Annotated in this window: 21 protein-coding genes; 13 read left to right on the forward strand and 8 right to left on the reverse strand. The window is 51.3% G+C overall.

The features are described from left to right. Positions 1-90 precede the first annotated feature (90 nt). From DFQ01_RS23615 to groL, 5 genes are all read left to right on the forward strand, one after another. Positions 91-1,242 carry a GerAB/ArcD/ProY family transporter gene (locus DFQ01_RS23615; RefSeq protein WP_174812827.1) on the forward strand — a complete coding sequence of 384 codons (1,152 nt, stop codon included), beginning with the start codon at positions 91-93 and terminating at the stop codon, positions 1,240-1,242. Next, positions 1,217-2,656, forward strand: coding sequence for a spore germination protein (locus DFQ01_RS23620; RefSeq protein ID WP_245946847.1), 1,440 nt, complete (start codon positions 1,217-1,219; stop codon positions 2,654-2,656). The genes DFQ01_RS23615 and DFQ01_RS23620 overlap by 26 nt, the downstream gene beginning before the upstream one ends. Continuing rightward, positions 2,656-3,804, forward strand: coding sequence for a Ger(x)C family spore germination protein (locus DFQ01_RS23625; RefSeq protein WP_110046374.1), 1,149 nt, complete (start codon positions 2,656-2,658; stop codon positions 3,802-3,804). The genes DFQ01_RS23620 and DFQ01_RS23625 overlap by 1 nt, the downstream gene beginning before the upstream one ends. A 177-nt stretch (positions 3,805-3,981) precedes the next feature. After that, a complete protein-coding gene (gene groES, locus DFQ01_RS23630) occupies positions 3,982-4,263 on the forward strand; it encodes a co-chaperone GroES (RefSeq protein WP_110046375.1) in 282 nt (93 codons plus the stop codon). A 91-nt stretch (positions 4,264-4,354) separates the two neighbouring features. After that, positions 4,355-5,983, forward strand: a complete 1,629-nt coding sequence (gene groL, locus DFQ01_RS23635) for a chaperonin GroEL (protein WP_110046376.1) — start codon at positions 4,355-4,357, stop codon at positions 5,981-5,983. Between the two features lie 108 nt (positions 5,984-6,091). Here groL and DFQ01_RS23640 read toward each other — a convergent pair whose 3' ends face one another. From DFQ01_RS23640 to DFQ01_RS23650, 3 genes are all read right to left on the reverse strand, one after another. Then, positions 6,092-6,919, reverse strand: coding sequence for an acyltransferase domain-containing protein (locus tag DFQ01_RS23640; protein WP_110046377.1), 828 nt, complete (start codon positions 6,917-6,919; stop codon positions 6,092-6,094). Positions 6,920-7,118: 199 nt separating this feature from the next. Next, entirely contained in the window at positions 7,119-8,729 is a 1,611-nt protein-coding gene (locus DFQ01_RS23645) for a M14 family metallopeptidase (RefSeq protein ID WP_245946848.1), read from the reverse strand. A 280-nt stretch (positions 8,730-9,009) separates the two neighbouring features. Beyond that, entirely contained in the window at positions 9,010-10,047 is a 1,038-nt protein-coding gene (locus DFQ01_RS23650) for a YheC/YheD family endospore coat-associated protein (RefSeq protein WP_110046378.1), read from the reverse strand. A gap of 210 nt (positions 10,048-10,257) precedes the next feature. Here DFQ01_RS23650 and DFQ01_RS23655 point away from each other — a divergent pair, with 210 nt between their 5' ends. After that, positions 10,258-10,935 (forward strand): hypothetical protein, encoded by a 678-nt coding sequence (locus tag DFQ01_RS23655; RefSeq protein WP_110046379.1) that lies wholly within the window; start codon positions 10,258-10,260, stop codon positions 10,933-10,935. Between the two features lie 173 nt (positions 10,936-11,108). Here the strand turns inward: DFQ01_RS23655 and DFQ01_RS23660 are convergent, their stop codons facing one another. The 3 genes from DFQ01_RS23660 to DFQ01_RS23670 all read right to left on the reverse strand — a co-directional run bounded on the left by DFQ01_RS23660 (position 11,109) and on the right by DFQ01_RS23670 (position 13,807). Beyond that, positions 11,109-11,408 (reverse strand): hypothetical protein, encoded by a 300-nt coding sequence (locus tag DFQ01_RS23660; RefSeq protein ID WP_110046380.1) that lies wholly within the window; start codon positions 11,406-11,408, stop codon positions 11,109-11,111. Positions 11,409-11,468: 60 nt separating this feature from the next. Then, positions 11,469-13,022 carry an FMN-binding glutamate synthase family protein gene (locus tag DFQ01_RS23665; protein ID WP_174812943.1) on the reverse strand — a complete coding sequence of 518 codons (1,554 nt, stop codon included), beginning with the start codon at positions 13,020-13,022 and terminating at the stop codon, positions 11,469-11,471. A 179-nt stretch (positions 13,023-13,201) separates the two neighbouring features. Continuing rightward, on the reverse strand, positions 13,202-13,807 hold the full coding sequence (locus tag DFQ01_RS23670) for a TetR/AcrR family transcriptional regulator (RefSeq protein ID WP_110046382.1): 606 nt from the start codon (positions 13,805-13,807) through the stop codon (positions 13,202-13,204). Between the two features lie 253 nt (positions 13,808-14,060). Between DFQ01_RS23670 and DFQ01_RS23675 the strand changes: the two genes are divergently transcribed. The 7 genes from DFQ01_RS23675 (at position 14,061) to DFQ01_RS23705 (ending at position 22,863) form a co-directional block, all read left to right on the forward strand. Further along, positions 14,061-15,515 carry a 4-hydroxyphenylacetate 3-hydroxylase family protein gene (locus DFQ01_RS23675; protein WP_110046383.1) on the forward strand — a complete coding sequence of 485 codons (1,455 nt, stop codon included), beginning with the start codon at positions 14,061-14,063 and terminating at the stop codon, positions 15,513-15,515. 35 nt (positions 15,516-15,550) lie between these two features. Further along, on the forward strand, positions 15,551-16,714 hold the full coding sequence (gene ssuD / locus DFQ01_RS23680; protein ID WP_110046384.1) for an FMNH2-dependent alkanesulfonate monooxygenase: 1,164 nt from the start codon (positions 15,551-15,553) through the stop codon (positions 16,712-16,714). 21 nt (positions 16,715-16,735) lie between these two features. Continuing rightward, entirely contained in the window at positions 16,736-17,812 is a 1,077-nt protein-coding gene (gene sfnG, locus DFQ01_RS23685) for a dimethylsulfone monooxygenase SfnG (protein WP_110046385.1), read from the forward strand. 317 nt (positions 17,813-18,129) lie between these two features. After that, positions 18,130-20,136 carry a methyl-accepting chemotaxis protein gene (locus DFQ01_RS23690; protein WP_110046386.1) on the forward strand — a complete coding sequence of 669 codons (2,007 nt, stop codon included), beginning with the start codon at positions 18,130-18,132 and terminating at the stop codon, positions 20,134-20,136. 225 nt (positions 20,137-20,361) lie between these two features. Then, a complete protein-coding gene (locus DFQ01_RS23695) occupies positions 20,362-21,390 on the forward strand; it encodes a CobW family GTP-binding protein (RefSeq protein ID WP_110046387.1) in 1,029 nt (342 codons plus the stop codon). 76 nt (positions 21,391-21,466) lie between these two features. Further along, the gene (locus DFQ01_RS23700) at positions 21,467-22,039 is read left to right on the forward strand and encodes a hypothetical protein (protein WP_110046388.1); all 573 of its coding nucleotides are present in this window, start codon (positions 21,467-21,469) and stop codon (positions 22,037-22,039) included. 146 nt (positions 22,040-22,185) lie between these two features. Next, positions 22,186-22,863, forward strand: coding sequence for a TIGR00266 family protein (locus DFQ01_RS23705; RefSeq protein WP_110046389.1), 678 nt, complete (start codon positions 22,186-22,188; stop codon positions 22,861-22,863). Positions 22,864-23,461: 598 nt separating this feature from the next. Here DFQ01_RS23705 and DFQ01_RS23710 read toward each other — a convergent pair. Both DFQ01_RS23710 and DFQ01_RS23715 read right to left on the reverse strand, forming a co-directional pair. Beyond that, a complete protein-coding gene (locus DFQ01_RS23710) occupies positions 23,462-23,941 on the reverse strand; it encodes a hypothetical protein (RefSeq protein WP_245946849.1) in 480 nt (159 codons plus the stop codon). Between the two features lie 465 nt (positions 23,942-24,406). Continuing rightward, positions 24,407-24,682 (reverse strand): hypothetical protein, encoded by a 276-nt coding sequence (locus tag DFQ01_RS23715; protein WP_110046391.1) that lies wholly within the window; start codon positions 24,680-24,682, stop codon positions 24,407-24,409. Positions 24,683-24,874: the final 192 nt, after the last annotated feature.

Raw genomic sequence — 24,874 nt, forward strand, 5'->3', positions numbered from 1 at the left:
ATCGGCTTTTTTGTCGTTCCAATATTCGACAATTCATGTATGATCGCAAGGCTCGCGGGGAAAATATTGGCGATGGAGGTGAGAGCAGGAATGATGGCAACGAAGAGATTTGGCGTTTGGCCGATGATCATGATGATGATGCTATCGGTTGGAATTGTTAATCACGTCATTATTGTGCCGCTTGTGCTCGATGAGGCGGGAAGGGACGCGTGGCTGTGTCCGATCATTTCGACACCGTTTATTATGCTATGGGCAATATTTCCGATTCGTAGAATTGTATGGTCACTGCACGGCCAGTCGTTCCAGGACTGGCTTCGAGCGCGTGGATCAGGGGCTCTGTATTGGCTTATCGTGGCTCCGATCCTATTGCTGCTCGTGTTCACCTCTTTCCATACGACCGTGGATGCTGTAGAGTTTGCGAATTCAACGTATGCGCCGTTAACGCCTTCTGCAGTTGTTATGTTTTTCTTCATGGCGTTGTGTGCCTATGCTGCATTGGCCGGACTACGGACGATCGCCTTCGTATCCTGTATCCTGCTGCCGATTGTCGTCGTGCTTGGCGAATTCGTTATGACGGCTAATCTGCCGCACAAAGACTACAAATTTCTGCTCCCAATCGCGGAGAATGGGATACAGCCCATTATAAGCGGTTCTTTCTATTCGCTCAGCACGCTTGCGGAAGTGTTCATGATCATTCTGATACAGCCGCATTTAAGGGGGCAGATTGGCAGATGGGGACTTGTCCTGCTCGTCGCTGTCCTAGCTATCCTAATGCTAGGTCCAACAAGTGCGGCAATTGCTGAATTCGGTCCTTCTGAAGCGAGTAAAATGCGTTATCCTGCATTCTCGCAATGGCGTCTTGTTACGGTTGGACGTTACATCGAGCATCTGGATTTTTTCGCGATTTTTCAATGGCTGTCAGGAGCGTTCATTCGTGTATCGATGACGATGTATTTGATAACTTCACTCGTGTGCCGTACTCGAAAGGCGCAAGTAATCGTCATCCTTGTACTGGGGAGCGTGCTTGGGGTTGTAGCAGGCTATGTGGAGCACAGGCAAGTGATGTATCAGGAGTTAATCAAAATGTATTTCCATACGTCAGGTATAGCGATTATCCTTCTGTCTCTAGTGCTGTGGGTCATTGCGGTATCGGGTAACCGTCAGCATCGGCAGGACCATACGAACCCAAGTCAGGCAGAGGAAGGCGGTGGGGCACATGGAACCGTTAATCACGAAGGATAGTCGGCATGATGATTCGAAGCGCTGGGGGCATCTGAACCTAGATCTATGGATGGGCATGGTCAAGCCATGTGGGGACGTATCGATACTGACGATTCCAATCGGGGGGAATGGCGGCAGCATTGCTCATCTGTTTTACTGTATGGGGATGATCAATAGCCAGGCACTACATCGGAGTATCCTCCAAGAGCTTGATCATTGGAATTCGCAGGATGGCAAATCGGATATTCCGCTGCTGATGCCAATCGATGATGACGCCACCGAAACTCACGCGTTCAAAATGCTCGCATCCGGCATTCTCATCGCCTGCATCGACGGCTACTGGTACCAGGCGAATATTGCCAGTCCGCCTGGCCGGCAACCAGAAGAGTCAACGATGGAAGTATCGCTCAGGGGGCCTCGCGATGGTTTCGTAGAGAAGCTGGAGACCAATATCGCTCTTGTACGCGGTCGACTCCGCACCCCTGACCTGCACTGCGAGTTTTATTCAATTGGCAGCGTAACGAAGACAGAGATTGTTATGCTCTATCTGTCAGGCAAGGCTCCTGTGAGCTTGGTCGATGAGATGAGGCGGCGGATTCAGGCCGTTGAGATTGAGGCGCTGTATGGCGCATCACAGCTGGAGGAACTGGTGTCCGACCGACCGCGCTCGTTGTTTCCGTTAGTCGATTATATAGGGCGGCCGGATTATGTCGTGCAGGCGCTGATGAGTGATCGTATTGCTGTAATTGCCGATGGCTCGCCATCAGCGATTATTGCGCCGGGTACCTTAACGCTGCAGACCAAATCACCGGAAGATATCCACCTGCCTTACTATTATGTAACGCTGGAAAGGCTTCTACGTTTCGTTGGTATTATGCTAGCCCTCTATTTTCCGGGCTTTTGGGTGGCATTGTCTGCATTCAATACCGATCAGCTGCCTTTTAATCTGCTTGCAACGATTACACTGTCACGTACGGGGCTGCCGCTGTCTGCTCCGCTGGAGATGGCGTTAATGCTGGCGATGTTCGAGCTGTTCCGAGAAGCAGGGGTGCGGCTGCCACGACCAGTCGGGCAGACCGTCTCCGTCGTTGGAGGGCTTATCGTAGGTGACGCTGCGATTCGTGCTGGTCTGACTTCACCTACGATGTTGGTAGCGGCCGCCGTAACAGCTGTTGCAACCTTTACGCTCGTGAATCAATCGCTGAACGGATCGGTCAGTGTGATACGGCTGTTTATTTTGCTGCTGTCGTCGGTTCTGGGTATCTTCGGCTTCTTTATCAGTCTATTCGCCGTCCTCGTCTACATCTGCTCGCTGGAATCGTTTGGCCATCCTTATCTGCTGCCTCTTGCCCCGATCAAGTGGAAGAAGGTGCTTGGCGCTCTTGGGCAGCTTCCATGGTCCGTTCAGGATAAGCCGAGGAAGGACAGGTACTAATGATGATAGGCCGACACGCACAGCAAGGAATGAAGCTTGTGCTGGCACTGCTCGCTGCGCTTATGCTGGGGGGCTGCTGGGATAAGGTCGATTTGCAGGATATCGGCTATCTCACTGCAATTGGCGTGGACTATAAGGATGAGAAGTTTATCCTTTATGGCGAAATGGTCGGGTTCAGCACGGTTGCGAAGACGGAAGGAGGCGGACAGTTCTCTGGACCGTTGAAGTGGATTGGACATAGCACTGGGGATACGGTTTTATATGCATTCGAGGAACTAGCGAAGTCAAGCCAATATCAGTTGAGCTTGGATAATTTGAAATCGCTAGTTATCCATGAACGAGCGATGGTAAAGATGGATGAAATTCTCGATGCGATGAACCGCCAGCGGGCCTCTCGTTACACCGTTTGGTTGTTTGGCACGCGAGATGATCTACATGATTTTTTCGCTACTGATGCGATCTTTAGCCATTCGCCTCTCGTCAGCATTATGTATACACCGGATCTGATGCATCAGCAGGCTAGTATGCATCGACCACTTACGATGCAGCTATTTCTACAGGATCTGGATGAGCGTGCTTACACGACGGAGCTGACCAATCTGTCATCCGAACGGGGAAAGTGGGCAGCGGACAAGAAAGCGTTAAATTTGAATGTCGCACGGGGTTGCTTCCTGTTTGTAAATCGGAAGAAGGTTGGCTACCTGACGGAAGAGGAGATGGTGGGCCTTCGCTGGGTTCAACCAGATTTCAAGAAGGAGCTGCTCAGTCTTCGGGTGAACAATAAGCCTGTGACGGTTGGAGTAGACCGTGTGAGTAGTCGTTTAACGAGCAGGCTTCAGAGTAATTCGACTAGTTTCAAGCTCAGAGTGAAGCTATTTATCCATGCAGTAGAGCTCGAAGGTCAACAGAATGACAAGGATATTGAACAAAGTGTCAGTGATAAGGTCAAAGATGAGATCAAACGTACGTATGAAGCAGGGTTGCTGCAGCGAGCAGATGTGTACCAGACGAAACTGAACCTGTATCGTTACCATACCGCGTTCTGGAAGAAGCACGCGTCTAGTAATGAGTGGCTTCCAGGCAAGGGCGATTTATCAATTGAGGTGACGACGAAGCTGGTGAACACGGGCAAGTATAAGCTCAAATAGCCGGCTATCGCCATATGTACAGCTAGGCTGTAAACATTGTTAAAATCAGATAAATTGATGGCCGGGCACTTGAAATGTATCGCTAAAATGAGTATTATAAAAATGGTTGTTAGCACTTGAGTCGTTTGAGTGCTAATATAATGTACAAGGAACATTTTCTAAAGGAGGCTGTTTTTCATGATCAAACCTTTGGGTGAGCGCGTATTGGTACTGCCGATCGCGAAAGAAGAGACTACGGCAAGCGGTATTCTGCTTCCGGATACGGCGAAAGAGAAGCCGCAAGAAGGACAAATCGTTGCTGTAGGCAGCGGCACGCTTAAGGATGGCGTTCGCATTGCGCTTGAAGTTCAAGTAGGCGATCGCGTTCTGTTCTCCAAATATGCGGGTACGGAAATCAAATACGAAGGCAAAGAGTATTTGATTATGAAGGAAAGCGACATTCACGCGATCCTGGGCTAATTCCCTGCGATTGAGTCACATACAAGGTAAGCACACATAACGGAGCGGCGTGCTCCATGATTCTAATACTTATTCTAGGAGGTCATTGACGATGGCTAAAGATATCAAATTCGGCGAAGACGCTCGCCGCGCAATGCTGCGCGGGGTAGACGCACTGGCTAACGCGGTTAAAGTAACGCTCGGTCCTAAAGGCCGTAACGTTGTATTGGAGAAAAAATTCGGCAGCCCGCTGATCACGAACGACGGCGTGTCGATCGCAAAAGAAATCGAGCTCGAAGATGCATTCGAGAACATGGGTGCTCAGCTCGTTAAAGAAGTAGCAACGAAAACGAACGACGTCGCTGGTGACGGTACGACGACGGCAACGGTTCTCGCGCAAGCGATGATCCGCGAAGGTCTGAAGAACGTAACGGCTGGCGCTAACCCTATGGTTATCCGCAAAGGCATCGAGAAAGCAGTTCGCGCTGCAGTTGAAGAACTCCAGAAGATCGCGAAGCCAATCGAAGGCAAGCAATCGATCGCACAAGTTGCTGCAATCTCGTCCGCTGACGACGAAGTTGGTCAACTGATCGCAGAAGCAATGGAGAAAGTCGGCAACGACGGCGTTATCACGGTAGAAGAGTCCAAAGGCTTCGCAACGGAGCTGGAAGTGGTTGAAGGTATGCAATTCGACCGCGGCTACCTGTCGCCTTACATGATCACGGACACGGACAAAATGGAAGCTGTCCTCGACAATCCATTCATCCTGATCACAGATAAGAAAATCACGAACATTCAAGAGATCCTGCCAGTTCTCGAGAAAGTTGTTCAATCCGGCAAAACGCTGCTGATCATCGCAGAAGACATCGAAGGCGAAGCGCTTGCTACGCTGCTCGTTAACCGTCTGCGCGGCACGTTCACTTGCGTTGGCGTTAAAGCGCCAGGCTTCGGCGACCGTCGCAAAGCAATGCTGGGCGACATCGCTGCTCTGACGGGCGGCCAAGTCATTACGGAAGAGCTCGGCCTTGAGCTGAAGCAAACGACGGTTGACCAACTCGGTACGGCTCGTCAAATCCGTGTTACGAAAGAAAACACGATCATCGTTGACGGCGCTGGCGAGAAATCCGACATCGACGTTCGCGTTAACCAAATCCGCGCGCAGCTGGAAGAAACAACTTCCGACTTCGACCGCGAGAAGCTGCAAGAGCGTCTGGCTAAACTGGCTGGCGGCGTAGCAGTTATCAAAGTCGGCGCAGCAACAGAAACAGAACTCAAAGAGCGCAAGCTCCGCATTGAAGATGCACTGAACTCGACTCGCGCAGCAGTCGAGGAAGGTATCGTATCGGGCGGCGGCACGGCACTCGTGAACGTATACAACGCTGTAGCGGCAGTAGCAGCTAATGGCGACGAGAAAACAGGCGTTAACATCGTGCTTCGCTCCCTCGAGGAGCCAGTTCGCACGATCGCAGCGAACGCAGGCCAAGAAGGCTCTGTTATCGTTGAGCGTCTGAAGAACGAGAAAATCGGCGTAGGCTACAACGCAGCATCCGGCGAGTGGGTAAACATGTTCGAAGCGGGCATCGTTGACCCAGCGAAAGTAACGCGTTCCGCACTGCAGAACGCTGCTTCCGTAGCGGCTATGTTCCTCACGACTGAGGCTGTTGTTGCTGATAAGCCAGAACCTGCTAAACCTGCAATGCCTGACATGGGCGGCATGGGCGGTATGGGCGGCATGATGTAATCACATCATCCAAAACCTTGTAATAACAAGGAAAACGGGACCTTTCGGGGTCCCGTTTTTGTTTGAAAATTATATTTCTTCGCCGATCTCTTATTTTTAAAGTTTTGCTTATTGATTAGACTTCCAGGGATCATCCTGCAATCTTCCGTATGCTGCGCCGATGGTGCTGCCTTCCAGCAGGATAGCTTTGATTTTTTTTTGCAAGGATGTACTTTCCGGAAGTTCCTGTACCGGAAGATCGGTTCTTCCATAAACCCATCTGATCGAGCTGTCGTTCGTTTCATCGACTCGTATCAAATCAAAGGCCTTCTGAAAGCGGACAATATTTGAGTTTTCCGGCAACAGCTGTGCAAGGATAGGTGCAAGCAGCCAGGAATCGCACACCATTTCGGATTGAGCATACTCCGGAAAGTACGTAGCGAAAAATTCCCTGGCATCCTCATATGATTTTCGCAAACGGTCTTGTCCCATATTCGCATCAGCGGGTATATGTATATTTATTAACTTCTTTTCATCCTTTTCGATCATTTCATATTCAAGTTCGCCGATTCGGAATTCGTGAAGTGAAATCTGTCTTGGAAACCACCATCCCCACGTGAATGCATATGTACCATATACCGTGTAGTGTTCCTCAATGAATCTGGTACAGAACTTCATCGTATCTACAAATATGGTCTCGCTGATTCCTCTTTTTTTGTATTCTTTATGTGCCTCTTCGGCACGCCAAAGCATAAAAGTAAGCATTTTGCTCCCATCAGGATCCTCACCCAAAAGCTCTGCTATTACTTTTACTCCTTTTTCCCAAGCAGTTGGATCATATAGGTCCGCCACAAAAGGTTCTATGGCCTTATTATCTGATTTGCCTGCGATGTCAAGCACTCTTCTTTTCATTTCATCTGGTAAACCGATACTATCGCAAACCTCTTTTAAAGTCATATCTTTATGCTCCTTTCCAGGGTTGTGCTGCTGCGAACATTCATTCTGGCAATTAAATAGACGTGACTGGACTTATAATATGATAGCTGATCAATCGAGAAAGCACAAAGAAGAATGGACGGCTTTATCGTGTCATGGATCGATAGGATCAATCCCGTTTACTCCATCCGTCGCCATCTCGTCATCGTTCAAGCTTGGCTCAATGGAGCTGCCATTGCACCGTAGGTTTCGTTTCTTCCTCCGTGGTAGTCGTCGTTTCGTCCGTCATTGGTTCCTCCTCAGGAATCGTTGTTTCTTCCAGCACGGGCTCCTCTTCAGGAGTCGTCTTTAGAGCGCCTTCCGGGAGGTCAGTCTCTCGGATCCAGATCGGACCCTCTGACGCTGCAACGAAGAGCCAGCCGTTCCAGCGTTCGCGGACGACGGCCGTTTGCGCTTTAAGCTTGGCAGTGGAAGGCTTCGTTGTGATCGGCGTTGCATAATAGATGGAAGTGTTCGTCAAGCTGACGTTCAAGTTGACTGGCTGTTCGAATGGTCCCTGAATGACCGAACGGGAAGAGATCCAGCGCTGACCGTTTGGCGTGGCAATTTCCAGCCAATCGCCTTTCTGGCGCAGCGTTTTGTAGCGGCCTTCGTACAACGTTTCCATAGCTTTTGAACGGAGCTCAGGGTATTGGTAACCTTTTTCGGCGGCGAGCAGTCGAATGTCTTTGGTCGATTGGGCAGCCGTTTGCCGCTTCAGCCATAAGTCATAGCCTTCCTCGGCGATCATCCATACCGTGTTCTTGTGCTGCTGCCAGATTCGGTTCCATTCCGACAGTGGGACGTTCGTCGATCCGACGGCTCGTCCGAGCTCTGGGGTCAGTGCGGGTCTTCCGAACTGCTGGATGAACCAGTCGGTGAACCCGCCGCCGGACGGATTGGACTTCGGCGCTACGAGCGAATAGCCCGTTAACTTCGCATAGGCGGAAGCAAAGCCGTAATCACGGCTGTAGTTCGCCGAGTCGGTATGGAAATGCCAGTATAAAATTTCGCCGGAAGTGTGGTAAGCGAGCGAAATTTCAGGCTTAGTGGCCAGCGCGAGATTATACATCGCCAGCGCTTCCTTTGCCTGCAGCGGCTTGGTGCCTTTAAAGTTCATATAAGACGGCTTGGTGCCAGCGTTTACGATTCCGCCCCAGTCAGCTGGATATTGACGGTTCAGGTCGACGCCGCGGGCGTTCGCTTTCCAGCGCTTAAAGTTGCGGCTGCCGTTATTCATGTAGATAAGTCCTGCATGGTAGGCTTCCGGGAAGGCGCTCAATCCATATTGCTGAAGCGTTACGCCGTCGGGATTAACCATTGGGACGATGCGGAATGTGACGCGGTCAAGCAGATCGTGGGCGCGAAGGCCGCCGGATACCGTACTATTCTTCTCGTATTGAACAGCCATCTCTTCAAGCAGCTTCATTAACGTAGTGGTCGTGATCCATTCGCGCGCATGATGGGCGCCATTGAGCAAAATAACAGCCGGCCCATGACCGATATCTGCCATCCACAGCGTGCGGCCATATTCGCTTTTGCCTGCAGATCCAAGTGTAATTAGCTGAGGATACCGTGTGGCAAGCGCCTGCAAATCAGCACTCATCTGGGTGTAGGAATACACTTGCAGTGGATTGACGATGGAAGCGTTAGAGGTTGCGGCGGCTGACTGAGCAGCGGCCTGTGCGGGTGATGGGACGGAAGCGGATATGACCGCGGCCGTTATGACGACGGCGGACATCATTCGGACGGACTGCTTCTGTCGGATAAACTTCGTGATGAATGAAGACATTTTGTTTCTCTCCCAAATGGTTATATATGTCGAAATAGGAAATCTAATTTCTATGTTTTCGACATAATTTGCACAATTCCTCCTAACAGTTGGAAAAATGATTCATGACAAATTTCCTATGAATTAAAAAGCCTGCAACAAAATGCAGGCTTGAGGACATTTTATTCAATTAATTAACAAGACCTTAGAACCCCTTTCCTGGGTCCTTGGTTTTGTTGAAAATAAAACAGCAGACGTCAAATGTCACACATTCAATCTTTTATCCATATACTGATCATCACTAAGAGCCCTTCTCACACAAGTACTTCGCATATTGAATAGGGCGATTATATACAACGGATCGGTTGGGAATACCTCGGTACAGCGATTTCTGAGGCTGGCCGTTCAACTCGATTATCCATGGATGCGCGTCGTTGTCCAACGCTACGTCGACGCTGAATTCGCCTAAATGATAATCGGTTTCCAAGTCGATGATCTCAGCCGTTCTAAGGCTGACATCATAGATGGAAGTCATGATGTCTTGAACTTTGTGGGGCGGATACAGCTTCTTAAGTATTTCCTCCGACAAGCAGGTTTTGTCGAAGATGCTCGTATTAAAGCTGCCTTTGTAGGCGATTCGACTTACGAGGTTAGTGACAGACCACAGCCCCTGATCGTTCTTTTGAACAAGGGAACGAATATCGAAGACATGCCCGTCGATCTGACGAATCGGGATTCCTTTTTGAACAATATATGGGGTGGAGGAGACTAGCTTCTTCATATGCTCCTGGAAAAATAAATGGTCATTGGTCACTGTCTTAGGCGCAAAATAGTGCTGGCCCACGCGGACATCTCCTGAGGGATTCATCTCCGCTCGATACACCCCTCTGCCCATAGAACCAAAGAGGGGTTTAAAATAAATCTCCTTATGGCGCTCTAGCATCTTTATCACGTCCGCTTCCTCATAAGGAAGTGTCTCTGGCAAATTAGGCGCTAGCCATCTCGTTAGCTTGTTATAAATGTCCAGCTTGTTTAGTTGATTAATATGGTTAAAGCAGTGGTTGCCTCCGATTACAGCCTTCAGTCTTTCAAGTAGTTGAGGATCCGAACCGTAACAGCGGTTATACACGACTTCGGGGAAAGGGAATCGGTCGATAGACCACTTGCCTTTGACACGATGCAAACCGACCACTGTCCGGTGTTTCCAATCGATAGAGGACGGGGTGAAGGATATCAGCTTCACTCCTGTTGCGTCGTGCGTCAGATATTGGCTAAGCACTTGTTTTCGTTGTGTCCGATTAGCGACAAGGATTCCTACGAACCTGTTTTTGATAGTCACCGCCTGCCTCCGTTAAAAATTGCAAGTTTCATAAGATCAAAGTATGTAAGTCCCCTCTTACCCGCGTGGACAACAATACAACTCCATGCAAAAAAACGTTCCCCTAATTGGAACGCAACAGATTCGATTGGAATAAGGTATGAACGGGCAGCCTCATTTCGGATACTTAGCCCAGTGCGATTATATAAACAAGGAGCGTGCACGTAACAGATGGGTAGATTACCAGGACCTCCGGGACCTCCCGGACCGCAAGGACCACAAGGACCGCAAGGGCCCCAAGGGCTTCAAGGGATTCAAGGACCTCAAGGATTAACGGGCGCAACAGGCGCTCAAGGACCTGCCGGTGCAGCTGGTGCAACTGGACCGCAAGGTCCCACCGGTGCAGCTGGTGCAACTGGACCGCAAGGTCCCACTGGTCCTACTGGTCCCACTGCTCCAGCTAGTTTTGCATTCCTGTGCAGCTCGGTCGACCAGACGGTTGAAGCTGCGGCCACTCCGGGTGCTCAAGGCGGAGCTGTTACATTCAACAACACTTTGATTAATTCTACAGACGTTTCCTTTACAGCTCCTTCTACCGTTAACATCCTGACGACGGGATTTTATCGAATCACTTGGGAAGTGTTCCCTACCGCTGGTAACTCTGCGTTCGGCTTGTTCTTCGATCCGGACGGAGCGGGTCCGACCCTGCCGACACTCGTTCCTTGCAGCAACTACGGAGCAGGTGCGGGTAACCAACCTTATCCGGGCCAAGTGGTTGCATTGTTGACTGCTGGAGGAACGCTTACACTTAACCGCATCGACAACATGGGTGCTCAGACATTGCAAGCAAGCATTGGTGGCGGAACGCCTGTCACTAGCGCATCGCTTCTTATTGAGAGATTGGGCTAATCGTTAACACCAGAGAGCTTCCCTTTGGATCGGTTAGGATCCTTGGGAAGCTTTTTGGGTTTCTTTTAATATATGAAACGAAGCTTGCAATGGACATGGACAAGATCATCAGAAGGGCGATCCATTCCTAAAATAAAAAAACTGATGCCGTCTCCGGCACCAGTTCCTCCGTGTTATTCCACACCATCTGCAAAGTTTCTATCGTAATTTTTGTCCCCTTTGTGCTCTAGATCATCCAATGTCTTCTCCAGCGTCAGCACGATCTGCTCCTTCGCTTGCGCGAGCGTATCGTAGAACAGCACCTCTTCGCTGCCGATAATCTTGTAGCCGTTGATCGCATGAGCGGCGGTCAGCAGCCGGTGCTGCTCGGCAAGATCATCAATAGCTCGGATCGTATGCTTCGTGTGCAGAAATAAGTCCTTATGATGCTGCTCCGTGAGGCGCTGCTCCAGATTCGTTAATCGTTCCATCATAGGAACTCATCCCCCCCTTAGCTGGCGTATCGCCATTATATAGGGGGGACAAGTTGACGTTCAACGGTTGGATTGCATCTTCTCTGGATAAGGGAACATCTCTGCGATACGTATAGTTTGGCCGCTCTCACTCGTGAAGACGACATGCTCGCGACGCAGTTCACGTGGGGTTGTGAGTCCGCATGCTGCCGAGAGGGCGAACAGGCCTTCGCGCAGCTGAATGATGTAATTCATGACGCGCCACTGTTTCTCCTCTGGAGCGAGCGCTTCTTGGTACTTGGAATCTGTCGTTGTAATGCCAGTTGGACATTTGCCGGTATGGCATTGCAACGCCATAATGCAGCCGTTCGCCATCATGAAGCCGCGTGCTGAATTGACGCAGTCAGCGCCTAGTGCCATTGCAATGGCTACTTTATCGGGTGTGATCAGTTTGCCGGAAGCGAAGATACGGAACCGATCGCGAACGCCGAATCGACGAGCGGTATCATCCAGAATAATCAGCGCGGCATAGAGCGGAAGCCCCATGCTATCCGCCATTGCTTTGAACGTAGCGCCTGAGCCGCCCTCCGAGCCGTCAACCGTAATGAAATCTGGGAAAATATCCAGCTCAATCATCGTGCGGAACAGCGGCTCGAGGCGCTGTGGATCGCCAACTACGATTTTGATGCCGACCGGTTTGCCGCCAGCCTCTTGCAGTTCGCTGATGAAGCGAAGCGCTTCCTCTGGGTTGGTAAGGGATTCGAATCGGTTCGGCGAGTTAACCGTCTTACCGACCGGTACTCTACGAGCGGCAGCAATTTTCTCATTCACCTTCGAGCCTTCAAGGTGTCCGCCACGGATCTTGGCTCCTTGGTGGAATTTCAGCTCGAATGCTTTAATTGCTTCTTGCGAAGCTTTCTCCTTGAACTCTTCGATGGAGAAGTTGCCTGCATCATCGCGGTAGCCGAACATGCCGGGCCCGATCTGTGCAACGATGTCCGCACCTGATTCCAGATGGATATCGGCTACGCCGCCTTCCCCTGTATTAATCCACGAGCCGCCAGCCATGCGAGCGCCACTGCCCGTGGATTGTATGTAGTTCTCGCCAACAGCGCCGTAGGAGGTGGCGGAGGCGCCGAACATTCCTTTGAGCCGCCACGGCTGTCTGCGATGCTGACCAACGATGATCGCATCCTCATCGGTCAGCAGCCATTGCCGGACATGATCGTCGATTAATTTTTCCTTGCGCGTAAAGACGCCTTCGCTCTTGATGATGTACTTCTTCGCTGGAACTGTATTGCTGTTATCGACACGAAGCTCGCCTGTCAGCTTAGGGAACATAGCGTTCGACAGATAGTAGCCGGGCTTCTCGTAATCGCGCTTGCCGCCAAAGGAGATCAGGTCCGTCCGATATTTGGCGGCAAAGACGAGTCCGACAAAGTCGTTGCGAGAGAATGGCCGCCCATCTGTATCGTTATCGAACCAGTATTGCCGGAACTCAGGCCCTAACTTCTCGAGCAAGTATCGCAGCCAACCGAGGAAGGGGTGCGCGCGAATAATGGAGTGTTTGGGCTTCTTGGAGAGCATGTACATGTAGGTGAAAAAGATGAGCGGAGGCAGCAGCAATAGAATCATAATGATTAGGACGAAAGTTGCTAGTGTTGACAAGATGATAACCCTCCCGCAGATGTGATAGGTAATTGGTTACATCCGTATTATCACACAAAACGAGGGAGAAAGCATTTTTTGGCCTTAACACCGGCTCCGATGAACCTCTCTACTGTCCTTTTGTCATTGGCAGCATCTAACTTCATTTATGCATGGATTCCCATCGATCGATAGATCCCCATCGAGGCCACTCGCGTAAGCTGAAGCGCCATATGGTGAGGCGAGTAAACCTGATGGCCGTCGAGCCATCGCTCCAGCACGCCACAGGATGACAGACTTACATAGTCCAGCAGCAGCTCCTGCGGGACATGCAGCTTCTGCTCCAGTCCGAGCTTCGTCAGCCGTTGGAAGAAGCTGCTGCGCAGCGCTTCCTGAAGCTTCTGGCGGAAGCCGCCCTCGGTCGTTTGCAGCAGCATGACGCGATAGAACAAGCTGTACTCGAATGCATGCTGGAACAATGCGAGGTAGATCGGGTCGGGCTCGTTGACGGCCGATTCTGATAGATTGTATGACTCTGCTCCTCTTATGGATTCCTTCAGCAGCTCTAGGTTGTGTGTGATCATTTGCTCCAGTAAATCCTCTTTATCCACGAAATGCGCATAGAAGGTGGACCGGTTGATATTTGCTTTATCTGCAATGTCGACAATGCTAATTTCGGCATACGATTGCTTCTGCATGATCGCCAATAAGGCATCGAAAATCATCACGCGTGTACGTGCAATTCTCCGATCCAGGCTTCTTTTCTCTCCCATTAACCCTTCACCTCGTATCCTACAAAATAGAAAGATATGTTGGTTATCCGACACGAGTGGTGTAACCTGCTGCGCCTCACATCGTGAATCGATGTGGATTATCTATCATGAATCCGACATATGTTCGGATACCGTCGGATAACCGTCGAAACGGCGGACGCTGCTGATTGATATATTTTGGATATTAGCATCATAATGGATAAAACCGACATTATCAATCGGATTAATAAAAAATACAAGGAGGCTGATTGTTTTGCGAGGAGAAAAGCTTATTGCAAGCTTGGATGATGGAAGAAGCATCTGGCTGGAAGGCAAGCAAATTCACGGCATCGCCGAGCATCATGCATTTCGCGGCACCTTAAGCACAATCAAGTCGCTGTTCAATATGCTGGACGATCCGCTTCATAGAGAGAAGGTTGGATTTCTCGTTCCTGAAACGGGCCGATACGCACACAGCTCGTTTCTCGTGCCCTACTCTGCACAGGAGCTGGCGAAGCGCAGCGAGTCGTTCTCGGTCTGGTCGTCCGAAACGAATGGCATGATGAGCCGGCTGTCCGACTACGCACGCTCATTGGTGACAGGCTGGTATGCGGCAAGGCACGAGCTGTCTGCGCTGGACCCAAGCTTCAAGGATAAGATCACGTCCTATTACGAGCAGGCGAGAGATCATGATCTGTTTCTGACGACAGCCATTATCGACCCTCAGATCGATCGGTCTAACGGGCTTGATGATAAGCGAATCGCTGAGCGGTTTCTGCATGTTGTGAAGGAAACATCGGAAGGCATCGTCGTTCGTGGTGCCAAAATGATTGCGACCGGTGCGCCATACACGCATGATTTCGTCATCTTCTCTTTCCTTCAGTTCCAGTCACAGCAGCAGAAGCACGCACATGTGCTGATCGTTCCGGCTAACTCGAAAGGTCTTCATATCGTGTGTCGGGAGTCGTTCGCCGATCAGCATGAGCAGAACCATCCGCTGAGCAGCCGCTACGACGAGATGGACGCGGTGTTGTTCTTCGATGACGTGCTTATCCCTTGGGAGCGGGTGCTCTTGTACGGGGATCCAGAGAAGGTGCTCGCGCTAAGGGCTAATCAGACGGCGAATGGGCTTGCATTCCATCAGAACGTCGTTCGGTTCGTCGCGAAGCTGGAGTTTATTACGGGCGTAGCGTTCGCTGTTGCGGAATCAATCGGCGTCACCGGGTTTTTGCACATTCAGGAGAAGCTGGGCGAGCTTATTACGCAAATCGATGTCATCAAGTCGCTCATTATCGCTTCGGAGTCGACTGCGACTCACGATGCAGCGGGCGTTCTTGTTCCGAACCTGCAGTATGTCGAGACGGCACGCAACCTCGGGACGAAGTATTATCCGCGTGCGATTGAGATTTTGCAGCAGGTTGGGGCTGGCGGGTTCGTCCAGACGCCATCGGGCATCGAGGACTTCTACGGACCGATATCGGGGCTCATGCACCAGTATTTCGAAGGCGCAAACGTTAGTGCAGAGAAGAAGGTCGCGCTGTTCAAGCTGGCATGGGATCTCATCGGCAGTTCACTCGGAGCAAGGCATCAGCTGTACGAGCGTTTCTATGCCGGCGACCCGATCCGAGGGCTGGCTAATCATTACAACCGGTACGACAAAGCGTCGCTTGTTGACCCGATCTGGGAACTGCTGCGAGCGAAGAGCAAAGGCGGCGTGAAGTCGCGTTAACGTTAGGAGCAATCATTCATTAAGGAGGAATTGCAATGCAATTATTCTGGTTTATTCCAACACACGGCGATGGCCGCCATCTCGGGACGACCGAAGGGGCAAGGGCGGTTACGTTCCAATATTGCAAGCAAATTGCACAGGCAGTCGATGAGCTTGGCTTCGAAGGCGTGCTGCTTCCAACGGGCAAATCTTGCGAGGACGCTTGGATCGTCGCATCGACACTTGTATCCGTGACAGAGAAGCTGAAGTTTCTCGTGGCCGTACGTCCAGGTCTTATGCAGCCGACAACCGCGGCGCGTATGAGTGCGACACTCGATCGTTTCTCAAAGGGTCGGCTGTTGATCAATGTTGTTGCAGGCGGCGACCCGGTCGAGCTGGAAGGCGACGGCTTGTTCCTATCGCATGACGACCGTTATGCATTGACGGATGAATTCCTTACGGTATGGCGGAAGGAACTAGCTGGCGAGTCGGTTGATTTCGAAGGTGATTACTTGAAGGTGAATGGTGGAGAAGTACTGTACCCGCCGCTGCAAAAGCCTTATCCTCCATTGTACTTTGGTGGCTCTTCAGAGGCAGCGATGCAGGTAGCCGCCGATCATGTGGATGTGTACTTGACATGGGGCGAGCCGCCGGCGCAGGTGGAGCGCAAAATCAAACAAATGCGCGAGGCAGCGGCGAAGACGGGCCGGACGCTTCGCTTCGGCATTCGGATGCACGTCATTGTTCGTCCAACAGAAGCGGAAGCTTGGCAGGCCGCCGAGGAATTGATCGCGCATCTGGATGAGGCGACAATCGCTTCTGCTCAACAAATTATGGCGCGAATGGATTCGGTCGGACAACGGAGAATGTCTGAGCTGCATAACGGTGATCGATCGAGACTAGAGATTAGTCCGAATCTGTGGGCCGGTGTTGGCCTCGTTCGTGGCGGGGCAGGAACCGCACTCGTTGGCGATCCGGATCAAGTAGCAGCTCGAATTCGTGAGTATGAGCAGCTGGGAATCGAGACGTTTATTTTGTCCGGCTATCCGCATCTGGAAGAATCGTACCGCGTCGCTGAGCTTCTGTTCCCTAAGCTGGGATATGGTCCTCGCTTTGGCGAGTCGGATCGTTCGTTTATCAGCCCGTTCGGCGAGATGATCGCGAACAACAAGCTTCCTGAGCATGTCGTCAAAGACAAGTCTGCGGTATCTGCACAATAACAAGGAATGGGAGTGAATGGGATGGCTTTGAAATTTGCTTACTGGGTGCCTAACGTCAGCGGCGGACTTGTAATCTCGAAAATCCCGCAGCGTACGGGCTGGTCGTATGAGGATAATGTAAGGTACGCGAAAACTGCAGAGGAAGCGGGCTTCGAATATGCATTGCTGCAGACGCGGTTCATTGCGAGCTATGGCGCCGAAAATCAGCTTGAAGCGATCACGCTTGCTGCTGGATTAGCAGCTGTCACGGAAAAGCTGAACTTGATCGCTGCGGTACTACCGGGTCTGTGGCATCCGGGCACGATTGCCAAAGCGATCACGACACTCGACCAGATCAGCCGTGGTCGTGCTGCGATTAATATTGTAAGCGGTTGGTTCAAGGGTGAGTTTCACGGCTTTGGCGAGCCGTGGCTCGATCACAATGAGCGGTATCGTCGATCGGAGGAGTTCATTCAGGTGCTGAAGCAGCTGTGGACGGAGGAAGAGAGTCACTTCCGTGGAGACTTCTATCGATTGAACGGAGCCCCGCATAAACCGAAGCCGCATGTCACACCACCCGTTTTCCAAGGGGGAAATTCGGCGGCGGCAAGGGAGATGGCTGCTAGAGTATCGGATTGGTATTTCATGAACGGCAATACGATCGATGGCTTCCGAGAGCAGATTGAGGATGTGAAGAAACTGGCTGCTGCCAACAATCGCGAGCTGAAGTTTGCGGTGAATGCATTCGTTATTGTGCGTGATACGGAGGAGGAAGCCCGCCAGGTGCTGCGCGACATCATTCATTATGCAGACCCAGAAGCGGTAGATGGCTTCCGCAGCCAAGTACAGTTCGCTGGCAAAGCATCGCCGGAGAAGGAAGGGATGTGGGCGAACTCGAACTTCGAGGACCTCGTCCAATATAACGATGGGTTCAAAACCGGGCTGATTGGCACGGCGGAGCAGGTAGCGGATCGCATTATTGCTTTGAAGGCAATCGGGGTCGATCTAGTGCTGACAGGTTTCCTTCATTATGAAGAAGATATTCGCGCATTCGGCGAGAAGGTTATCCCGCTCGTAAGAGAGAAGGAAGCGGCGCTGCTCAGCGCGTCGATTTCTTAATTCAACATTACACATGTAGAAGAATAGTAGAAAGCCGGACCCTCCCGAGGGGTCTGGTTTTTTTACGTTATGAGCGAATCTATATTTTATAGAAAAAATATTCCAACATAGGCGTATGAAATCAAATGGCGATAGCCTTTCTATCATGGAGGATAATATATTTTTGGTTTAAAAATTTAAATTTCCAATTTATAATTGTCGAATTTTAAACTAATATATGGAATAAATAGAAATGCGCATCCTTGCTAGGTTCGCACCTACCGATTACCATAAATTCATAAAATAACTAGAGGCTCACACAACAGGAGGCTGCTCACTTGCTCATCTCGAAATCGATCAAGTACAAAATCATTTGGCCGGTAATCGTTGTCGTCATGGCGACGATTGTTGCGCTGTCAGTCGTTGTCTACCAGCTGGCAGCGGACAGCATCCAAGAGAAAGGCCGCACCACAGCGAAGCTTGCTGCGATCGGACTTGAGAACGCTTTAATTGCAAGAGAAACGACGGAGAACGTGATGGAAACCGAAATGTATGGTCAAGCCACACTCGTTTCATACCTCGTCGAGAAGGGGCTGCTGACCTACCAGACGGCTGTCGAGCTGTCGAAGCGGTCGGGTATTGATGAGTTCTGGGTAACGGATAGCAAGGGCCAAGTGACAGTTACGAACCTTGGGCAGAATATCGACTTCAATTTCGGAACCGATCCGAAGGCGCAAGCCTACGAGTTCATGGATCTGATCAATGGGAAGCGGGATCGTGTAGCGCAGCCGGCGCAAGTAAGAACGGTCGATACGAAGGTCTATAAGTTCGTCGGAGTATCCGGCTGGGCCTCCAAGCATATCGTACAGGTTGGCCGTGATGGTGCTCGATTGATGGAGCTGGAATCGACGATTGGCGCGCAGCCTCTAATTAATCAAATCAAAGAGGGCCTCGGCGACGATATTGTATTCTCGGCGATGGCGGACCAGGAAGGTAAGCTGCTCTACTCAAGCGAGGAGGCGACCACGACATTGAATGGCGAGCTGCTTGAAGTGGCGAAGGGACTGCAGGCGAAGGAAACCGCTTATGTCTCCTCAGACTTCCATGGACAACGCGCCGACTTCTATGTTTCGTCGTTGTCAGATGGCCATTATTTTGTTATGGCGATCACGACAAAAGTGTTGGATGAAATTCGAAACCTGACTATCGGTTGTGCGGTGGCAGGATTGGCGCTTTCGATCGCGGTAGTCTTCTTCATCGTCAGCCGCCAGACGCGCCGGATCAAGCTGCTTCAACAGTCCATGACGGCCATTAGCGAAGGGGATGCAGATTTAACGCATCGCCTGCCTGCCGGCTACAAGGATGAGATCGGCGAAGTGTCCAATGCGGCGAACCGCTTCTTTGACCAGATTCATGTGATTGTCAAAGACGTGAAGCGTGCGACTGCGGCGAGCAAGGCGGATACCGAGTCGATTAAATCGCATTCCGATCAGACTGTCGCGATCTCTCGCGAGATCCGAATGGCAGTTCAAGAGATGGCGAGTGCATCAGCGACGCAAGCACAGGACATGGAGCACGGCGTTGAAGCGGTCATGCAGCTGACGGACGCGATTGATGAGACGAAGCATAATGCGAGCCAGCTTCACGCCTACAACCAGACGCTGCAGGAGAAGCAGGAGCAGGGGAATGAGGCCGTTGCTATCCTGTCAGCATCGATGCAGCGGACGGTTGAGATGTCGAACGACGTCATGGGCAGTCTTACACAGCTGAAGAGCGATATTGATGCTATCGGTGATATGGCAGGCACGATTGCCGGGATTTCCTCGCAGACGAACTTGCTTGCGTTGAACGCCTCCATTGAGGCTTCGCGTGCTGGTGAGCAGGGCAGAGGATTTGCAGTTGTCGCTGCGGAAATTCGTAAGCTGGCAGATCAGTCGAATGTGTCGGCCAGTCGTATTCAGGAGCTGCTCGGCGCGGTGCAGCACTCCGCCCAGCAGACGGTTCAATCGATGCAAGCGACAACAGACATCGTTCAGCGTCAAGAGCAAGCCGTTCATGTTACGTCGAGCATGTTCCTTGCGCTACGGGAGACGTTCGCCAAGATGAATGGTGCCATCAGCCAGATCGCAGCGTCGATGGATCAACTGATGGCCAGTAAGCAGACGATCGCATCGTTCATTCAGACGAGCTCAGCGATGGCGGAGGAGAGTGCGGCAAGCGCTCAGGAGGTGCTTGCCAGCACCGAATCGCAGGTCAGCTTGATCGAGAACGTGACGGATTTGACGGATCGAATGGTTCAGATCATGAATGAACTAGAGAGCATCGTGAATCGATTCAAGGTTTAGTTAGTTGAAGGCCGAAAGCTGGTACTAAGCGTTTTATCGCTAGTATCAGCTTTTTTTATCATCGAGATGGAGGTGGAATGTCGGAGGACTGGCTCGAAACGCAGGATTTTGGTACGATTGTGCGGTACTGGTTGAACGGAATTAGCGAATGCTTACGAAGCAAGCGTTTTGCTTACGGGCAGCAGCATCGAAGAGAAAGCGAATTGCTTTTAGGAGGTTGTTAGGATGCAAAATGCAAAACGGACGATTGACGTCCATATTTTAACCGGCTTTCTGGGCAGCGGCAAAACAACGCTGCTGACCAGACTGCTTCAGCACTATGAATCGCAGGGGCGCAAGGCGGCTGTCGTCATGAACGAGCTTGGCGACGTTAACTTAGATGGACTCGCGGTGGAGTCCGATGTACCGATGGCTGAGCTGCTCGGCGGCTGTATCTGCTGTTCGATCCGCGGTGACCTTAGCCTTGAGCTGAAGATGCTCATCGATCAGCATGCGCCTGACGTCGTCATCATTGAAGCGACAGGTGCAGCGAATCCGTTCGAAATGATTGACGGTGTAACGGAAACGTCGATGTACGCGCCGATCGAGCTGAAGTCGATCATTGCTGTCGTTGACGGTCCTGAGCTGCTTGCACGCAGCCGCAGCGGCGGTCAGACATTCAAGCTTATGAAGGAGCAGATTTGTTGTGCATCGCAGCTGCTGTTGAACAAGGTCGATCGACTTGAAGGCGACGAACGCATGCAGGCGGAGCAGCTGATGCGCGAGACGAATGGCTATGCACCGATTGTGGCAACCGTGCGCTGCGCGGTGGATGAGCAGTGGCTTGATGTTATCGTGAACGGCGATGGTGGCAAGGTGCATGCGGCAGCACATGAGAGTGGAGCTGACGCGGAGTCACATACGCATTCGCATGATTGCAGACCGGATTGCGATCACGACCACCACCACCATGTGCATGAATCGCATGCGCATGTGATGTCGCTGACTCATTTTTTAGAGCGTCCTGTAGATAGTCATGCGTTCGAAGCGTTTCTGCGCGCTTTGCCGGACAACGTGTATCGGGCGAAGGGGGTCGTGACCTTCCGGGATAGTGAGACAGCGAGCCGCTTCTTGTTCCAATATGCTTACAAGGAAACCGACTTTATTCGTATCAATCCGCAGGGGAAAGTCAACGATGTCGCGGTGTTTATTGGCGAGCATTTCTCGCGAGAAGCTGTGCTTCGTCAGTTGACTGCATTGGAGCAGGCGGAGTAGTCGTTCAGTGGCGTGCATAGCGCGTGGAAATAATGTCCATACTATTCCCGATTCTACAACGGGAGGTATGTTCAACATGACATTTCGATCCAAGAGCCTAGCGCTCGGTATCGCAGCAGTGCTGCTGCTGTCAGCTTCACCTTCCTGGGCGAGCGCACAGGTGACGCCAGAAGCAGATGCAGGAAAGCATACAGAGCAGCAGCATGAAGACAAAGGTCCTGGCGGTCCATTTGGCCACGGCCACGGTCGTCACCACGATGAGCAGCATCAGCTCAAGCGGCTGCAATATGTGGCGCGTTATTTTGACATCAAGACAGAAGGCAAAGACAGCAAGCAATTGTATGAAGAAATTCAAGCAGCAAAGAAAGCGAACCCACAGAAGTGGGAGGCTTTCAAGGCAGAGCATAAAGCAAAGTTCGAAGAGCGTCTGAAAGAAGCAGCACGCTACTTCGGCATTCCGACGGAGGGCAAGTCCGTTGAGCAGCTGCACAAAGAACTGAAGGCGGCTCGTGAGACGAACCCCGAGAAATGGCGGGCGTATATGATGCAGAAGCGCGCGCAATATGATGCAGGCAAAGGTGCTGACCAGCGCCAAAATGATAATAAAGACAAACAACAATCCAGCGGCAAGGAAGGCAGTGCGACCTAGCAGCAGGATGGAATAGCTCATGAGAAAGAAGCGTTCGGAAACCGGACGCTTCTTTTTTCGTATGACATATGCTACTGTCAAGATGAGACAGAACTCGTTCATCATGAATCGTTCTTTACTATTTTAGGTGATTTGGAGGATTTTCGATGAAGTATGACGTGTTGTACCAAGGCGCATTCGCGCTGTTGAAGGTTAAACTAGATCGCGGCGAGAGCGTGAAGGCCGAGATGGGCGCGATGGTATCCATGTCGCCTACGGTTGAGGTTACGGGTACAGTGGACGGTGGGATTATGCGCGGTTTGGGCAGGATGCTGAGCGGGGAGAAATTTTTCTTCCAAGAGCTGAATGCAGCAAGAGGCGCAGGTGAGGTGCTATTAGCTCCGGCATCGTTGGGCGATGTTCAAGCGGTCGAACTGGACGGCTCCTATAAGCTGCTCGTTCAGAAGGATGGCTTCCTCGCGGGCACGAGCGGCATCGAAGTGAAAACGCAGATGCAGAACTTGAGCCGCGGTTTGCTGTCGGGCGAAGGTTTCTTCATCGTTGAAATCTCTGGCCATGGCACGGTATTCCTTTCTTCTTATGGCGCGATCCATGCGATCAATCTCGGACCAGGCGAAGAAGTGGTCGTCGACAACGGCCATCTCGTTGCTTGGCCAAGCTATATGCAATATACGATCGAGAAAGCATCCAAAGGCTGGCTGGGCAGCTTAACAAGCGGCGAGGGCCTCGTCTGCCGCTTCCGCGGCGAAGGTGTCGTCCTCATCCAAAGCCGCAACCCGAAAGGCTTCGGCGACTGGGTCAAACGGTTGATCCCGGGGAGATAAGTAACTATAGTCGCAGCTGGGAAGCAACATGAGCGGTTAGCGGAACGTAGGTGCAAAAATGCACCTACGTGAGTTGAATCGCCGTGGCGGGTGAACCGTAGGTGCAAAAATGCACCTACGTGGGCTGAATCGCCGTGGCGGGTGGACCGTAGGTGCAAAAATGCACCTACGTGAGCGGAATCGCCGTGGCGGGTGGACCGTAGGTGCAAAAATGCACCTACGTGAGCTAAATCGCCGTGGCGGGTGAACCGTAGGTGCAAAAATGCACCTACGTGAGTTGAATCGCCGTGGCGGGTGAACCGTAGGTGCAAAAATGCACCTACGTGGGCTGAATCGCCGTGGCGGGTGGACCGTAGGTGCAAAAAAGCACCTACGTGAGCTGAATCGCCGTGGCGGGTGAACCGTAGGTGTAAAAATGCACCTACGTGAGTTGAATCGCCGTGGCGGGTGAACCGTAGGTGCAAAAATACACCTACGTGAGCTGAATCGCCGTGGCGGGTGGACCGTAGGTGCAAAAATGCACCTACGTGGCTAGCCCGCCTCGCCAGAAAATGAGTAGGTGCAATATCGCACCTACTCATTTTGCGATTCAATGTTATTACCATCTCCACGTATCGGAGAATGCGTGAATATACTCATATCGCTTCACTCTAATCCCGTTTGTGGACTGCAGCGCCCGAAACCTCCCTTTGGCGGTTAGTGAATGCAGTGCTTGGACGGCGGTGCGGCGGTTAATCGTCAGTTCCTCTACAAGGTCGATCGGCCGAAGAGGTTTGTTACTGCGAAGAGCAAGCATGAGTACATCGCGCTCCAGTCGAGAATATCCGTTGTCCAGATCTCGTGAAGACAGATAGGGCGAAAGCAGCATTTTTAGCAGAGAAATTGTAAGTGCGGGTTGTTCGGCCAAGTCGTCATATGGAATCGCAATGACCTTGAAGCCCAGTACCTGTAAGTATGTCTCGCGGTTTAACTCTTGGCGATAGCGAATTCTATCCGTCTGCTGCACGTGCGGACCGAAGCCTTTGATCTCAAAGGCAAACTTGCATCTCCCATCACCTGGCATCCAAACTAAATCCAAAAAGTAGGGCCTGCCTCTCCAGTCGGACACTTCATATTCAGGATGGAGATCATCTAAGTTACCGAATATCTGCCACCATACTCGTTCCAGAAACATCATCTCTCCATGCCCATGTCCGCGTTCTAAGCGCCCCTTACGTTCACCGCTTCTGTGTTTAAGGTGATGCTGCAGCCATCTGGTGTGCTCCTCTACAAATCCCAACTCAATCTCCCTCGCTTCCTCTGAAAATAAAAAAGTCCCGAACCCCGCATTTAGCGGAGATTCAGGACGTTCTTCGTCACTATTATATAGTCGTTCAATCACAGTATAACGATAAGTTATAAATGTGCAAGTGAAATTAGTTTCTTGTTATAGATATACCATTCAGACGGTCAGTAAAGGTGCAACTGTGCACCTCTAATCGGTCGAACTACCCCCTTACGTAGAAAACAACAGTAGACCTGCGGTTTACCAATCGTACCTCATTTATCTCGCTTGGCGCGTCAACTCATGCCAATACCGACGGTTAAACTCGTACATTGTTCCTAGCAACAATACGATCGACGCGATTACATATAGTAGTCGGTTCCATAGCATTTCGTTATCCGAAACCTGAACGTAGGAGAGAAACAGCGAGTAGGAGCCAAAAACACGACCTTGGGCAAATTGTTCGAAGCACCAATAGAAGAGACCAAGTCCAAGCCCGGCGATGACACGACCACCGATGACGGAGCCGAATTGCCCAATTGTGTTGAGGAACATCGATGGTAATGCAATTTAGCAGGTAAACACCTGCCACGTTAAAGGTACGACGAACATATCGATGATCGCGAGAGATTCCCAATAAACAAGTGAAGATAGGTGCAGAAATGCACCTACATGCCACCGAATGGTGCAATCGAGCAACTGTAGGTGCAGAACTGCACCTACGTGCCGCCGAATGGTGCAATGGAG

The sequence above is a fragment of the Paenibacillus cellulosilyticus genome (genome assembly GCF_003182255.1).
In the GTDB taxonomy this organism is placed as follows: Bacteria; Bacillota; Bacilli; order Paenibacillales; family Paenibacillaceae; genus Paenibacillus_T; species Paenibacillus_T cellulosilyticus.